The organism is Sphingomonas endophytica (assembly GCF_014199415.1).
GTDB classification, from domain to species: Bacteria; Pseudomonadota; Alphaproteobacteria; order Sphingomonadales; family Sphingomonadaceae; genus Sphingomonas; species Sphingomonas endophytica.
Genome location: NZ_JACIJN010000001.1, coordinates 533,392 through 546,957 on the forward strand (window position 1 = coordinate 533,392; position 13,566 = coordinate 546,957).

General features: G+C 68.8%; 15 protein-coding genes and 1 tRNA gene. 5 read left to right on the top strand and 11 right to left on the bottom strand.

Features of this window, described 5'->3' with window-relative positions:
• Positions 1-94: 94 nt before the first annotated feature.
• Positions 95-265: a metallothionein gene (locus tag FHS97_RS02515; protein WP_184032905.1), complete on the bottom strand. Its 171-nt coding sequence runs from the start codon at positions 263-265 to the stop codon at positions 95-97.
• 4 nt (positions 266-269) lie between these two features.
• On the bottom strand, positions 270-575 hold the full coding sequence (locus FHS97_RS02520) for an ArsR/SmtB family transcription factor (protein WP_184032907.1): 306 nt from the start codon (positions 573-575) through the stop codon (positions 270-272).
• A 186-nt stretch (positions 576-761) separates the two neighbouring features.
• Between FHS97_RS02520 and FHS97_RS02525 the strand changes: the two genes are divergently transcribed.
• The 3 genes from FHS97_RS02525 (at position 762) to FHS97_RS02535 (ending at position 2,896) form a co-directional block, all read left to right on the top strand.
• Entirely contained in the window at positions 762-1,967 is a 1,206-nt protein-coding gene (locus FHS97_RS02525; RefSeq protein WP_184032909.1) for a toxic anion resistance protein, read from the top strand.
• Complete coding sequence (locus FHS97_RS02530) at positions 1,964-2,662, top strand: hypothetical protein (protein ID WP_184032910.1); 699 nt, start codon at positions 1,964-1,966, stop codon at positions 2,660-2,662. Before FHS97_RS02525 ends, FHS97_RS02530 begins: the two co-directional genes overlap by 4 nt.
• Positions 2,663-2,820: 158 nt before the next feature.
• Positions 2,821-2,896, top strand: a tRNA-Val gene (locus tag FHS97_RS02535).
• Between the two features lie 5 nt (positions 2,897-2,901).
• Here the strand turns inward: FHS97_RS02535 and FHS97_RS17205 are convergent.
• The 6 genes from FHS97_RS17205 to FHS97_RS02565 all read right to left on the bottom strand — a co-directional run bounded on the left by FHS97_RS17205 (position 2,902) and on the right by FHS97_RS02565 (position 7,584).
• Entirely contained in the window at positions 2,902-3,822 is a 921-nt protein-coding gene (locus FHS97_RS17205) for a winged helix DNA-binding protein (protein ID WP_221233066.1), read from the bottom strand.
• 3 nt (positions 3,823-3,825) lie between these two features.
• Complete coding sequence (locus FHS97_RS02545) at positions 3,826-5,316, bottom strand: NAD(P)(+) transhydrogenase (Re/Si-specific) subunit beta (protein ID WP_184032911.1); 1,491 nt, start codon at positions 5,314-5,316, stop codon at positions 3,826-3,828.
• A 217-nt stretch (positions 5,317-5,533) separates the two neighbouring features.
• A complete protein-coding gene (locus FHS97_RS02550) occupies positions 5,534-5,827 on the bottom strand; it encodes an NAD(P) transhydrogenase subunit alpha part 2 (RefSeq protein ID WP_184032912.1) in 294 nt (97 codons plus the stop codon).
• A gap of 14 nt (positions 5,828-5,841) precedes the next feature.
• A complete protein-coding gene (locus FHS97_RS02555; protein WP_184032913.1) occupies positions 5,842-6,324 on the bottom strand; it encodes a hypothetical protein in 483 nt (160 codons plus the stop codon).
• Complete coding sequence (locus FHS97_RS02560; protein WP_184032914.1) at positions 6,321-7,454, bottom strand: Rossmann-fold NAD(P)-binding domain-containing protein; 1,134 nt, start codon at positions 7,452-7,454, stop codon at positions 6,321-6,323. The genes FHS97_RS02555 and FHS97_RS02560 overlap by 4 nt, the downstream gene beginning before the upstream one ends.
• A 7-nt stretch (positions 7,455-7,461) precedes the next feature.
• Positions 7,462-7,584: an aa3-type cytochrome c oxidase subunit IV gene (locus FHS97_RS02565; protein ID WP_184032915.1), complete on the bottom strand. Its 123-nt coding sequence runs from the start codon at positions 7,582-7,584 to the stop codon at positions 7,462-7,464.
• A gap of 154 nt (positions 7,585-7,738) precedes the next feature.
• Here FHS97_RS02565 and FHS97_RS02570 point away from each other — a divergent pair, with 154 nt between their 5' ends.
• Together FHS97_RS02570 and FHS97_RS02575 are read left to right on the top strand one after the other, a co-directional pair.
• On the top strand, positions 7,739-9,148 hold the full coding sequence (locus FHS97_RS02570; RefSeq protein WP_184032916.1) for a sigma-54-dependent transcriptional regulator: 1,410 nt from the start codon (positions 7,739-7,741) through the stop codon (positions 9,146-9,148).
• A gap of 19 nt (positions 9,149-9,167) precedes the next feature.
• Positions 9,168-9,923 carry an SDR family NAD(P)-dependent oxidoreductase gene (locus FHS97_RS02575; RefSeq protein ID WP_184032917.1) on the top strand — a complete coding sequence of 252 codons (756 nt, stop codon included), beginning with the start codon at positions 9,168-9,170 and terminating at the stop codon, positions 9,921-9,923.
• 100 nt (positions 9,924-10,023) lie between these two features.
• Here FHS97_RS02575 and FHS97_RS02580 read toward each other — a convergent pair whose 3' ends face one another.
• The 3 genes from FHS97_RS02580 to FHS97_RS02590 form a co-directional block, all read right to left on the bottom strand.
• Entirely contained in the window at positions 10,024-10,911 is an 888-nt protein-coding gene (locus FHS97_RS02580; protein ID WP_184032919.1) for a bestrophin family protein, read from the bottom strand.
• Between the two features lie 52 nt (positions 10,912-10,963).
• Positions 10,964-12,022, bottom strand: coding sequence for a dihydropteroate synthase (gene folP, locus FHS97_RS02585; RefSeq protein ID WP_184032921.1), 1,059 nt, complete (start codon positions 12,020-12,022; stop codon positions 10,964-10,966).
• A gap of 365 nt (positions 12,023-12,387) precedes the next feature.
• Entirely contained in the window at positions 12,388-13,521 is a 1,134-nt protein-coding gene (locus tag FHS97_RS02590; protein WP_184032923.1) for a site-specific DNA-methyltransferase, read from the bottom strand.
• Positions 13,522-13,566: the final 45 nt, after the last annotated feature.

Consider the following 13,566-nt stretch of genomic DNA (forward strand, 5'->3'; position numbering starts at 1 on the left):
GTTCCCGCGATGACCAGCCTTGGCGCAGAACGCGGACGGGCCGGCCACCCCGAAGGAGTGACCGGCCCGCTTCACGCAAGCAAACGCCGCGCGATCAGCCGTGGCAGGCGCAGCCGGCGTGCTCGCAGCCATCGCCATCGGCGTGATGCTGGGCGCAGGAATCGCTGCAGAAGCTGCGGCCCTCGGCCTCGACGGCCTTGCCGGGGGTGACGATGCACACGCAATCGGCGCAGCCGCACTTCACCATTTCGACGTTGACGGTCATGATCCTAATCCTCGTGATTGTGGTCTTCGGGTTCCAGAACGTGGTCCATCATGTTGGTCAGCATGACGCGGACGTGGCAGTCGGGGATCGCGTAGAACACGTTCCGCCCCTGCCGGCTCTGACTGAGCAGCCGCCCCGCGCGCAGCAGCCGTAGATGCTGCGACACGAGGCTCTGACTGACACCGAGTTCTTCGGTCAGCTCGCCCACCGAGCGCGGCCCGTCGAGACAGGCAGCGACCAGCCGCAGGCGGTTCGGTTCTCCGAGCAGCCGGAACAGCTCCGACAGTTGCGCACTTTCATCCGGTGTCATGGCACCTCATGTATGAACGAATGCTCATATATTCATCTGTTTATTAGTTGTCAAGGCTAATATATCGGCAGCAGGCTTGCCGCATGCACTTGTGACGCCGGTCAGCGTGTTATATCTATAACACGGTTGTGCAAACGCCCGGAACGCGGGACAAAGGCTGTGCCGAGAAAGAAGGATGACGTGACGATGGCGACCGCTCCGAACGACGCGACCGAGCCGACTTTGGTGCTCACCCCGCCCGATCCGGTGCCCGAGGTCCGCGCCGAAAAGGCCGCCGGGCTGGTGCCGGTCGACGACACCAAGCGCAGCGAGCTGGAGCGACGCGTCGACGCGTTCGTCGAGCAACTCGTCAACGAGGACGTCAACTCGCCCGAATTCGGCAAGCGCGTCGATGCGATCACCGCGATGGGGCAGAAGGAGATTCGCGACGCCGCCGGCCAGTCGAACCGCTTCCTCGACCGTCCGGTGCGGGCGATGGATCAGGAGGCCGGGGTCGGCAAGGACCTCGCCGAGCTGCGCCGGGTCGTCGAGGACCTCGATCCCGGCAAGCGCGGCAAGCTGACCACGCCGCAAAAGTTGTTCGGGGTGATTCCGTTCGGCAACAAGGTCCGCAACTATTTCGACGGCTACAAATCGTCGCAGACGCATATCGCCTCGATCCTGAAGAGCCTGGGCAGCGGCAAGGACGAGCTGCTGATGGACAATGCCGCGATCGATACCGAGCGCGCCAACCTGTGGTCGGCGATGGGGCGGCTGGAGCAGATGATCCATCTGTCGCGCACGATGGACGCGCGGCTGGAGGACAAGGCCAACGAGCTGGACCATATCGATCCGGCCAAGGCCAAGGCGATCCGCGAGAGCGCCTTGTTCTACGCGCGGCAGCGCACGCAGGACCTGCTGACGCAGATGGCGGTGACGGTGCAGGGCTATCTGGCGCTCGATCTGGTCAAGAAGAACAATGTCGAGCTGATCAAGGGCGTCGATCGCGCGAGCACCACGACGGTCGCGGCGCTGCGCACCGCGGTGACGGTCGCGCAGGCGCTGACCAACCAGAAACTGGTGCTGGAGCAGATCACGCAGCTCAACACCACCACGGCCGGACTGATCGATTCGACCGGTAACCTGCTGCGCCAGAACACTGCACGCATCCATGAGCAGGCGGCGGCGTCGACGATCCCGATGGAGACGCTGCAACGCGCGTTCCAGAACATCTATGACACGATGGATGCGATCGACACGTTCAAGCTGAAGGCGCTCGACACGATGAAGGTGACGGTCGACACGCTCGGCAACGAGGTCGAGAAGTCGCGCGGCTATATCGCGCGCGCCGAGGGCGCGACGCAGAACCGCGTCGCGGGCGGGGCCGAGCAGTTCAAGCTGGAGTCGCTGTGACAGACGTCGACGACGCGATCGCGGTCGCGCAGGTTGCGCGCGAGCGGCGGCGCGGCGGCGCGGTGATCCCGCTCCAGCGCCGCCCGCGGCGCGGGCGCGGCGGGCGGCGCAAGCGCGCGGCGGTGGTGGCGATCGGCGCGGGGCTGGTCCTGACCGTTGCGATGCTGATGGGGCTCGGCGCGTTCGGGATGGTCGCGGTGGCGGCGCTGATCGCGGCGCTGACGCTGCTGGTGCTGTTCGCGCCCGCCACCCCGGTGCCAACCCCCGAGCGGATCGTTAAGTCGGAAGTGAAGGCGGTGCCCGCGCAGGCGGCGCGCTGGCTTGACGCGCGACGCGCGGCGCTGCCCGCGCCGGCGGCGGGGGTGCTCGACCAGCTCGACGTGCGGCTCGACACGCTGGGCGTGCAGGTCGCAACACTCGACGAGGACAGCCCGCTGACCGCCGAGCTGCGGCGGCTGGTCGGCGAGCAACTGCCGGGCTTCGTGGAGGATTACGCACGTGTGCCCCCGGCGATGCGCAGCACGCCGCGCAACGGGATGACCCCGGACCAGCAACTCATCGAAGGGCTCGGCGTGATCGAACGAGAGCTGGGCGAGATCAGCGAGCGGCTGGCGCAGGGCGATCTCGACGCGCTGGAGACCAAGCGGCGCTATCTGCAGGTCAAATACGAGGAAGATGCGGCGCCGGGGGAGTGATCATCCCCTGTCGTCGCGGGATCACGCTTTTTCTATGCGGTAATCAAAGAGCGGTGCCCCGGATCGAGTCCGGGGCGACGGGGTTGAAGGATCGGCAGGCCCCCTTGATCCGCCACCGGACGGCTGTATGGAAGGCGCTCCGGCGGGAACACCGCATCGGGCGCTTAGCTCAGCTGGTAGAGCGGCTCGTTTACACCGAGTAGGTCGGCGGTTCGAACCCGTCAGCGCCCACCATCCCCTCACACGAACGGCAACCGCGCCTCGGCCAGCGTCGCCACGTAGCGGTGCATCGCATCGCTCGCCGCGTCGGTAAGCGCCACGAAGGCGCGGCGGCCGTCTTCCGGGTCCGGCGCACGGACGAGCAACCGCGCGGCGGTCAGCTTGCCGATCCAGCGCAACGCGGTAGTCGGCGCCACCGCGGCGGCGATGCACAGGCTCGACACCGAGACGCGTGCGCCCTCCAGCTGCGCGGCGAACAGGTCGAGCAGCATGTCCCACGCCGGGTCCTCGAACAGCCCGTCACCGAAGAAGCGATCGCGCAGCCGCCGCGCGCGCAGCACGTCGCGTACGGTCGACGCGGTGATGACGCTCTTCGCGGGGGCCGGCGCGAAGGCGCGGTGATGGTCCTCGGCACGCCCGCCACCGGTCTCGCCGGTAAGCCGCGCCAGCAGCTCGGCGATGCGCGCGACATCGGCGCTGAGCCGCGCGAGTTCCTCGCGCTGGCCATCGGCCGCGCGCACCACGCCCGCGCCGCTCGCCGCCACGACCGCCAGCGTGCCGATCCACTCGGCCTGATCGGGGGCGCAGAGCAGATGCACCTCGTCAGCGGCATCGCCGAGCGCGGCGATCACCAGATCGATCTGCGCCACGCCCATCGCGACGACGCACCGCCACGCCTGCGCCTGCGCGAGCATCGCGACGATCGCGGCCACGTCATGCGCCAGTTCGTCGGGCGCACCGTCGAGATCGAACACCGCGACCGGCACGGGGTCAGGCAGCGCGGCCAGCGCCGTGGGCGCGTCGTGCAGCGCGATATGCGCGTTCAGCGCACCGCCGATCAGCGCGATCGCCTCCTGCGCGGCCGCACCGCCGCGCGCATCCATCGACGCGAGCACGAACGGGGTCGTGCGCGCGCCGGCAAAGCCGAACGGGGTCGCCATGGCTCAGTCGAGCGCCTTGACGATTTCCTCGACCATCTTCTTCGCGTCGGCCAGCAGCATCATGGTATTGTCCCTGTAGAAAACGTCGTTGTCGACGCCGGCATAGCCGACCCCGCCCATCGAACGTTTCACGAACAGCACCGTTTTGGCCTTTTCGACGTCGAGCACCGGCATGCCGTAGATCGGCGAGGTCTTGTCGGTCTTCGCCGCCGGGTTGGTGACGTCGTTGGCGCCGATCACGAACGCGACGTCGGTCTGCGCGAACTCGGAGTTGATGTCCTCCAGCTCGAACACCTCGTCGTAGGGAACGTTCGCTTCGGCCAGCAACACGTTCATATGCCCCGGCATCCGCCCCGCCACCGGATGGATCGCATATTTGACGCGCACGCCTTCGGCCTTCAATTTGTCGGCCATTTCACGCAGCACGTGCTGCGCCTGCGCGACCGCCATGCCATAGCCGGGGACGATGATGACCTGCTCGGCCTGGCTCATCAGGAAGGCGGCATCCTCGGCCGAACCGCGCTTCCACGGTCGATCCGTTTTGGCGGCACTTGCCCCGCCGCCGCCCGCCTCGGCGCCGAACCCGCCCGCGATCACGCTGACGAAGCTGCGGTTCATCGCGCGGCACATGATGTAGCTGAGAATCGCGCCCGACGAGCCGACCAAGGCGCCAGTGATGATCATCGCGCTGTTGTGGAGCGTGAAGCCCATCGCCGCCGCCGCCCAGCCCGAATAGCTGTTGAGCATCGACACCACGACCGGCATGTCCGCGCCGCCGATCGGGACGATCAGCAGGAAGCCGATCGCGAAGCTGAGCGCGGTGATCGTCCAGAACACCCACGGGCTCTGGTCGAGCGTGAAATAGGCCACCAGCACGACGATCGCGGCGAGCACGCCGAGGTTAATGACGTGGCGCGCGGGCAGCAGGATCGGCGCGCCGCCCATGTTGCCGTTGAGCTTGAGGAAGGCGATCACCGAACCGGAGAAGGTGATCGCGCCGATCGCGACGCCCAGCCCCATCTCGATGCGGCTGACCGGGTTGATGAGCGCGACCGCGCCATCGGGGGTGAGCACCGGCAGTGCGATCCCGAACGCGACCGGGTTGAGGTACGCGGCGGCGGCTACCAGCACCGCGGCGAGCCCGACGAGGCTGTGGAAGGCGGCGACGAGCTGCGGCATCGCGGTCATCGCGATGCGCCGCGCGGTGGTCAGCCCGATCGCCGCGCCTATCGCGATCGCGGCGACGATCTCGAACACCGCGACGGTGTCGATCGCCGAGAGCAGCGCCGCATAATCATAGCCTTCGACCAGGACGGTGATCGTCGGCACGTGCGTGACGAGCGTCGTCAGCACCGCGATGCCCATGCCGATCATGCCGAAGCGGTTGCCGCGCTGGCTGGTGGTCGGGCTCGACAGGCCACGCAAGGCGAGGATGAAGCACACGCCCGCGACGAGGTACGCGAAGGCGACCCATGGATTGACGGCGTGTGGCACTAGGCTCTGCTCCCCCCGCTCTACGTCGCCCCCGCAAAGGCGGGGGCCTGTGTCTCTCCGGAGGGCGATGCTCCCCCCGCTCTACGTCGCCCCTGCGCAGGCGGGGGCCTATGTCTGTCTCGTACTTCGAGCGGTCTGGCACATGGATCGCGTGTCTGTGTCAGACCCTGTTCTTCCACTCGACAGCCATGGCCCCCTGCCTTCGCGGGGGCGACGGTCACTTGGCCGCCGGCCGCTCCTTCTTCTTGTACATCGCCAGCATCCGCTGCGTGACCGCGAAGCCGCCGAAGATGTTGATGCTCGCCAGCACGACCGCCAGCAGCCCCAGCCACTTGCCGCCGATGCTGCCCGCCGCCGCGCTGGCGATCAGCGCGCCGACGATGATGACGCTGGAGATGGCGTTGGTCACCGCCATCAACGGCGTGTGCAGCGCGGGGGTCACCGACCAGACGACATAATAGCCGACGAAACACGCCAGCACGAAGATCGACAGGATCGCGATGAAGTCCATGCTGCCCCCTTCTTTCAGCGCGGCGCCGCGACGGTACGGTCGCGCAGCGCCACCATCTCGGCGAAGATCCGGTCGCCCTCGGTGAAGATCTCGGTGCGGTCGCGCCTGGCCTCGGCCGCGACCAGCCGCGCCGCCTCGCGCTCGGCGCGGCGGCGCTGCGTCGCGGTGCGCGGCGGCGGCGGTGCGACCGCCGGCACCGCCACGGCGCGCTGGCAGTCGTAGACGGTTCTGCGATCGTGCTTCTCGCGATCCGACACCGCGCGCGCATAGATGCCCGCCAGCTTCGTGCCCTGCAACGACTCGACGAAGGCGGCGTCGCGCGCGGCATGCTGCGCGCGATAGGCGTTGATGACCTCCGGGTCGCAATGCGGCACGACGAACATCTGGTAGCGATCGACGAGATCGTAGAACGCCTGACGATCGGCCTTGTCGGGCACGGCCGCGGTGGCCGTCGTCGCCAGCAGCAGCCCGGCCAGCGCCCCCCAGCCGCGCCTCACGACAGCAGCCGCGCGTTGACGACCTTCCCGTCGCGGGTCAGCCGGATCGCGTCGCCGATCTCGGCGTCGAGCACCGGCCGCCCCTGTTCCTTGTCCCAGAAGGTCGAGAGGAAATTGTAGAGGTTGCGCGAGAACAGCGCCGAGGCGTCGGCGGGCAAGCGGCCCGCGACGTTGCAGTGCCCGACGATCTTGACGCCGTGGCGCTCGACCACCTCGCCCGCGACCGCACCCTCGACATTGCCGCCCTGCTCGACCGCGAGATCGACGACCACCGAGCCGGGGCGCATCGACGCAAGCTGCGCGTCGCTGACCAGCCGCGGCGCGGGACGGCCGGGGATCAGCGCCGTGGTGATGACGATATCCTGCTTCGCGATGTGCGCCGACACCAGCTCGGCCTGCGCCGCCTGATATTCGGGCGACATTTCCCCGGCATAGCCGCCCGAGCCCTCACCCTCGATCCCGGCGACGTTCTCGACGAAGATCGGCTTGGCGCCGAGCGACTGGATCTGCTCCTTGGTCGCCGAGCGGACGTCGGTGGCCGAGACCTGTGCCCCGAGTCGCCGCGCGGTGGCGATCGCCTGCAACCCGGCGACGCCGACGCCCATCACGAACACGCGCGCGGCGCTGACCGTGCCTGCGGCGGTCATCATCATCGGAAAGGCGCGGCCATATTCGGCGGCGGCGTCGAGCACCGACTTGTAACCGGCGAGGTTCGATTGCGACGACAGGATGTCCATCGACTGCGCGCGCGTGATGCGCGGCATGAACTCCATCGCCAGCGCCTCAAGCCCGGCGGCGGCATAGCCGTCGACCCGCGCGCGCCCATGCTCGCCGGCTCCAAACGGATTGAGCCCCGCGACCACCCACGCGCCCGGTGCGACCCCGGCGAGCGATGCCGGGTCCGGCCCCTGGACGCCCAGTACGATATCGGCGCCGGCCAGCGTGGCGGCGCGGTCGCCGATCGTGGCGCCGGCGGCGGCATAATCGGCATCGGCGAAGGACGCGGCGGCCCCTGCCCCCGCCTCGACCGCCAGCGCCGCCCCGAGAGCGATGAACTTCTTCACCGTCTCCGGCGTGGCGGCGACGCGACGCTCGCCGGCTGCCTGTTCCCGAACGACCGCGATCTTCACCGTGCGACTACGAGATGAGCCAGATGACGAGGAATGCGAGCAGGAAACAGGCCACCGCCCCATATTTGAGCAGACCGATCATGCTCGTATAGGTTGCCTCATGCACCTTCAGATCGGCAGGTTCGGCCATGATGATCCTCTTCACCTTGAACGGTGGCTGAGACACTAGTTAAGCAATCAGCAACAGGCAATATGGTGATCGCTTTATGACTGTCCGGTTTAAGTCCCCCTTTACTCAAGGGCGCTAGGGCAGCATCGGACGAAACATGGGGCCGGGCCAGACTATGACGCGCAACGGACAACGTCTGCTGATGCTGATCGACGCCGAAGCCGCGCAGCGGCGCGTGGTCGCGACGATCGCCGCGCGCGGTGGCTGGCGGACGATCATGGCCGAGGACGCCGCCGGCGCGCTGGCGACGCTGGCCACCGAGGACGGAATGCAGCTCGATGCGATCCTGCTCCACCACGCCGAGGCGGATGTCGAACCTGCGCCGGTCATCACGCAATTGCGCGCCTACCGCCCGCAGCTGCCGATCCTGCTGCTGACCGCGCACGCCTCGGTCGCCAGCGCGGTCGAGGCGATGCGCGCCGGCGCGACCGATTATCTCAGCAAGCCGCTCGCCCCCGAACGGCTGCTCCACGCGCTGGAGGCGGCGGTGGGCGCGTCCGCCGGGGGCGAGCTGCGCCCGCTGACCGAGAAGATCCCGGCAATGCTCGGCTTCGACGAGATCGTCGGCACCGCCCCCGATTTCCGCGCCGCGCTGTCGATCGCCGCCAAGGCGGCGCGCGCGCGGGTCGCGGTGCTGATCGAGGGCGAGAGCGGCGTCGGCAAGGAAGTGGTCGCCGAGGCGATCCACGCCGCCTCGCCGCGCAACACGCTGGAGCGCGTCACCGTCAATTGCAGCGCCGTGCCGGCCAACACAATTTCGAGCGAATTGTTCGGGCACGAGCCGGGTGCGTTCGCGGGCGCGTTCGAGCGGCGGCAGGGCCGCTTCGTCGCCGCGCACGGCGGGACGCTGTTCCTCGACGAGGTCGATTGCCTGCCGCTCGATGCGCAGGCGCTGCTGATGCGCGTGCTCCAGAGCGGCGAAGTGCTGCCGCTCGGCGCGCGGCATGCGCAGGCGGTCGACGTGCGCGTGATCGCCGCCACCAACAAGCGGCTCGCCGACGAGGTTGCGGCGGGTCGGTTCCGCGAGGACCTGTTCTTCCGCCTCAACGCCGTCACCGTGCCGATCCCGCCGCTGCGCGAGCGCGCCAGCGACATCCCCGCGCTCGCGCGCCATTTGCTGGAGCGGATCGCGCGCCAGCCCGGACTGCGCCAGCTCGGGATCAGCGACGATGCGCTGACGCTGTTGATGCTCTACGACTGGCCGGGCAACGTCCGCCAGCTGCAGAACGCGCTCTTCCGCGCCGCGGTGCTGTGCGAGGGCGACACGCTGACCCGCGCCGACTTCCCGCAGATCGCGGCGCTGGGCAGCCGCCCCGCCCCGCGCACGCGCGGCGAGATGCCGGGGGTGGCGCTGTTCGGACCGGACGGCCATCTGCGCCCGCTCGATGAAATCGAATCGGACATCATCCGGCTGGCGATCGGCCATTATCGCGGCCGCATGACCGAGGTCGCGCGTCGGCTGGGGATCGGGCGGTCGACGCTGTACCGCAAGCTCAACGAACTGGGGATCGACACCGCCGCCTGACGACGGCACGATCACGGGCATGACCCTGCCCTATACCGATCGCGCCTATCTCGTCACCGGGGCGGCCTCCGGAATCGGCCTCGCTTGCGCGCAGCATCTGGCGGCGGGCGGCGCGGCGCGGCTGGTGCTCGCCGACCGCGATGCCGCGGCGCTGGCGCGCCTCGATCTCGGCTGCACGCTCGACCTTCTGCCCGGCGATGTCGCGGACGAAGCCTTGTGGGACGAGGCGGCGGCAGTGCTGACCGGGATCGACGGCGCGGTGGTCAACGCCGGGGTGGCGGGCGCGGGAGCGATCGGGTCGCTATCGTTCGCCGAATGGCGGCGGATCCTTTCGGTCAACCTCGACGGCGCGTTCCTGACGCTGCGTGCGGTGCTGCGCGCGATGGAAGGCCGCGCGGGCGCGATCGTCGCGGTCGCGTCGGCGGCGGGGATCAAGGCCGAGCCGGGCGTCGCCGCTTATGGCGCCTCGAAGGCCGGGCTGATCCAGCTCGTCAAGGTCGCGGCGAAGGAAGGCGCGCCGCAGCGGCTGCGCGTCAACGCGATCGCGCCCGCCGGGGTCGAGACGCCGGTCTGGGACGCGGTGCCGATGTTCGCCGAGCGCGCCGCGGCAATCGGTCGCGACGCGGCGTTCGCCGAGCTGGCCGCGCTGGCGACGCCGCTCGGGCGCTACGCCAAACCGGAAGAGGTGGCGGCGCAGGTCGGGTTCCTGCTGTCCGACGCTGCGGCGCTGGTGACCGGCACGGTGTTGGTGAGCGACGGCGGATATCTGCTGTAGGCCCGTCCCTCGTCATTGCGAGCGCAGCGAAGCAATCCAGCGCCGGATCAGGACGCCCTCGATTACTTCGCTTGGCTCGCAATGACGAACAAGAGCGATCTCACCACAATACCCCGGTCTTGTCCGGCACCATCGGTTCGGGGGCTTCGTCGCCGATCGATTGCAGCAGGTCGATCTCGATCGTGCGGCACATCGCAATCAACGGCAGGTCGTGGACGGTGTTGGCGAACGGGTCGACCAGATCGTCACCGATCGCCAGCACCGCGAGGAACATCAGTCCCGCCACGGTCGACCCGAGCGGCGTCGCGAAGCCCAGCGTCTCGACCAGCCCGATCGGCAGCAGGATGCAGAACAGGTGCGTGAAGATCGTCGGGAAGAAGCGATATTGATTGGGTAGCGGCGTGTTCTTGAGCCGCTCCATCCCGCCCTGCGCGTTGGCGATGTCGATCAGCACGCTTTCCATCGAGGTCTGCTGGATGGTGTCGATCCAGCCCTTCTCGCGCGCCTCGTTGATGCGGCGGCCGGTGCCGTCGACGATGCCGTTCGCGGTGTTGGTGCGGGACAGCGCGAAGTCCGCCTCGCCCTTCGACAGGAAGCGCAGCACCGCGTCGTCGACCTTCTGCTTGCGCAGCTGGCAGCGCAGCGCGTTCACATAGGCGATCTGGCGCAGCACGATCGTGCGCTTCATGTCGCGCGCCTCCGGATCGGGGAGGAAGTTGCGCGCGGCACGCGCCAGGTTACGGCTGGCGTTGATCATCAGCCCCCACAGCGACCGCCCTTCCCACCAGCGCTGATAGGCGGAGTTGCTGCGGAAACCGAGGAACAGCGCCAGCGCCGAACCGAACAGGGTCAGCGGCAGTTCGGGGGCGTGGAACGGCAGCACGAAATAGGTGATGGTGACGATCACGTCCCAGACGAACAGGATGACGAGCGGCTTCCAGACCTCGCGAACGATCTGGGTGAGACGGGGTACGGCGGTAACGATCATGGCCGGCTAACGCGCATCAGGAAATTCCGTTCACCATTTCATTTCATTGCCGTCACGAGGTCGCGGAGAGCGCGCGATCACGCAGGCCGCGCCAGACGCGCAGCGCCTGCACCGTCTCCGGAACATCGTGGACGCGCAGCACCTGCACGCCTGCCTGCGCGCCCGCAATCGCCAGCGCGACCGAGCCGCCGAGCCGTGCGGCGACCGGTGCCTCATGGTCGAGCGCGCCGATCAGGCGCTTGCGGCTCGCGCCGAGCATGAGCGGGCAGCCGAGCCCGTGGAGCAGCGCCAGCCCGTTGAGCAAGGCGAGATTGTCGGCGAGCGACTTGCCGAAGCCGATCCCTGGATCGACCATGATCCGCGTGCGGTCGACCCCCGCCGCGACCACCGCATCGACGCGCGCCTCCAGCCAGTCGAACACCTCGGTGACGACGTCCCGATAGCCCGGACGACCGTGGCCGCCGGCCTTCGGATCGGGCGAGTGCATCAGGATCACCGGCGCGCCGCTGCGCGCGACGATCGCCAGCGCGCGTTCGTCCCATAGCAACGCCGACAGGTCGTTGACGATCGCCGCGCCTGCCGACAGCGCCGCTTCCATCACCGCCGCCTTGCGCGTGTCGACCGAGGCGAGCGCCCCGGCGCGCGCCAGCCGCTCGACCACCGGGGCGACGCGGCGTGCCTCGTCCTCTTCCCAGACCAGCGCCGCGCCGGGGCGGGTCGACTCGCCGCCGACGTCGATCAGCGCCGCCCCCGCCGCGGCCATCGCCATGCCCGCCGACGCCGCGCCGGCGGGATCGTCGACATGCGCGCCGCCGTCGGAGAAGCTGTCCGGCGTGACGTTGAGGATCGCGGCGACCTGCGGCTGGTCGAAGCGCAGGGTGCGCTCGCCGAGCACCCATGGCGCGCGCGGCGCGGTGATGCGCGCGTGGAGCGTCGCGGCGCGCGCGCCGAGCTGCGCGATGTCGGCGACGGCGACGATGCGGCGGGCGGCGGGCTCGATTACCTCGTAGGCGGCGAACCACTGCAACCCGCCCGCCAGCCGCGCGACATGGCCGTCCGGATAGGCGAAGGGCGCGTCGGTGAAATGGATCGGGCGGAGGTGGAGCGTCATGAGTCCGCGGTAGCGGCTTCGCGCGGGTGGCGGAACCCGACTCGCTTCCGCCGGCTCGGTCGCTTTCTCAGGACACATAAGCGCCGTTGTATGTGTCGGCGTCATGCCCGGACGATGGAGCCATGGGCCCCTGCCTGCGCAGGGGCGACGACTTGCAAGGAGGCGTTGCGAACAGCGATGTCGAGAGCAGCGTCCAGCAGCTTTCGCCAGCGTCACACCTGACAAGCCACCGTCGCCCCTGCGCAGGCAGGGGCCCATGGCTGTTTCGTCGATCGTGTCGGGTGGACACATGGCCGACGCTTATGTGTCGACGTCATTCCACGACGACAGAGACATCGGCCCCTGCCTGCGCAGGGGCGACGGGATTACGGCTGCGTCGCGAGCAGGTAGGTCTGGCGCAGCGCGTCGATCGGCTTGAGCGCGCCCTCGGCCTCGTAATGCCAGAAGGTCCAGCCGTTGCACGCCGGCGCGCCCTGCACCGTCGAGCCGACCTTGTGGATCGACCCGTTCGCGCCGCACGGGCTCGACAGCGAACCATCCGCGCGGACCATCGCCTGCCAGCGGCGCTTGGTGTCGACCAGCATCGTGCCGGGCGCGAGATAGCCGTTCTCGACCAGCACCCCGAACGCGACCTTCGGCTGCGACTTGGGGCTCTGCATCGTCGCCAGCGCCGATTCGTCGAGCGGCAGCGCGGCGGCGATCCGCTCCTCGGCGGCGGCGATATAATCGCCCTCGCGCTCGATCCCCATCCAGCGGCGGCCGAGCCGCTTAGCGACCGCGCCGGTCGTGCCGGTGCCGAAGAACGGATCGAGCACCACGTCGCCCGGCTTGGTGCAGGCGAGCAGGATGCGGTACAGCAGCGCCTCGGGCTTCTGGGTCGGGTGGACCTTCACCCCGTCCTTCTTCAGCCGCTCGCCGCCGCCGCAGATCGGGAATTCCCAGTCCGAGCGCATCTGCAACTCGTCGTTCAGCGTCTTCATGCTGCGATAGTTGAAGGTGTATTTGGCCTTCTCGCCCTTCGACGCCCAGATCAGCGTCTCATGCGCGTTGGTGAAGCGCGTGCCGCGGAAGTTCGGCATCGGATTGGCCTTGCGCCACACGATGTCGTTGAGGATCCAGTAGCCGAGATCCTGCACCGCCGCGCCGACGCGGAAGATGTTGTGATAGCTGCCGATCACCCAGATCGTGCCGTCGTCCTTGAGGATACGGTGCGCCTCCGCCAGCCACGCGCGCGTGAAGGCGTCATAATGCGCGAAGGTGTCGAACTTGTCCCACTCGTCGGTGACCGCGTCGACATGGCTGCCGTCGGGGCGGAACAGCTCGCCGCCGAGCTGGAGATTGTACGGCGGATCGGCGAAAATCATGTCGACCGACTTCGCGGGCAGCGCCTTCATCTGCGCGATGCAATCGCCGCGCAGGATCTGGTCGAGCGGCAACACCGCCGGCGTCTCCGCCAGCGTCGCGCGACGCCCGCGCACGACCTTTTCCATGACCCCCATCGAATTCCTGCTCCCCGTCTGCGAGCCCCAAAAGGGCGGGAAAGC

What these genes read in the sequence shown, in the direction of transcription:
- FHS97_RS02515 (WP_184032905.1), bottom strand. Translation starts at nt 265, where the DNA reads ATGACCGTCAACGTCGAAATGGTGAAGTGCGGCTGCGCCGATTGCGTG.
- FHS97_RS02520 (WP_184032907.1), bottom strand. Translation starts at nt 575, where the DNA reads ATGACACCGGATGAAAGTGCGCAACTGTCGGAGCTGTTCCGGCTGCTC.
- FHS97_RS02525 (WP_184032909.1), top strand. Translation starts at nt 762, where the DNA reads ATGGCGACCGCTCCGAACGACGCGACCGAGCCGACTTTGGTGCTCACC.
- FHS97_RS17205 (WP_221233066.1), bottom strand. Translation starts at nt 3,822, where the DNA reads ATGGCGACCCCGTTCGGCTTTGCCGGCGCGCGCACGACCCCGTTCGTG.
- FHS97_RS02550 (WP_184032912.1), bottom strand. Translation starts at nt 5,827, where the DNA reads ATGGACTTCATCGCGATCCTGTCGATCTTCGTGCTGGCGTGTTTCGTC.
- FHS97_RS02565 (WP_184032915.1), bottom strand. Translation starts at nt 7,584, where the DNA reads ATGGCCGAACCTGCCGATCTGAAGGTGCATGAGGCAACCTATACGAGC.
- FHS97_RS02570 (WP_184032916.1), top strand. Translation starts at nt 7,739, where the DNA reads ATGACGCGCAACGGACAACGTCTGCTGATGCTGATCGACGCCGAAGCC.
- FHS97_RS02575 (WP_184032917.1), top strand. Translation starts at nt 9,168, where the DNA reads ATGACCCTGCCCTATACCGATCGCGCCTATCTCGTCACCGGGGCGGCC.
- FHS97_RS02580 (WP_184032919.1), bottom strand. Translation starts at nt 10,911, where the DNA reads ATGATCGTTACCGCCGTACCCCGTCTCACCCAGATCGTTCGCGAGGTC.
- folP (WP_184032921.1), bottom strand. Translation starts at nt 12,022, where the DNA reads ATGACGCTCCACCTCCGCCCGATCCATTTCACCGACGCGCCCTTCGCC.
- FHS97_RS02590 (WP_184032923.1), bottom strand. Translation starts at nt 13,521, where the DNA reads ATGGGGGTCATGGAAAAGGTCGTGCGCGGGCGTCGCGCGACGCTGGCG.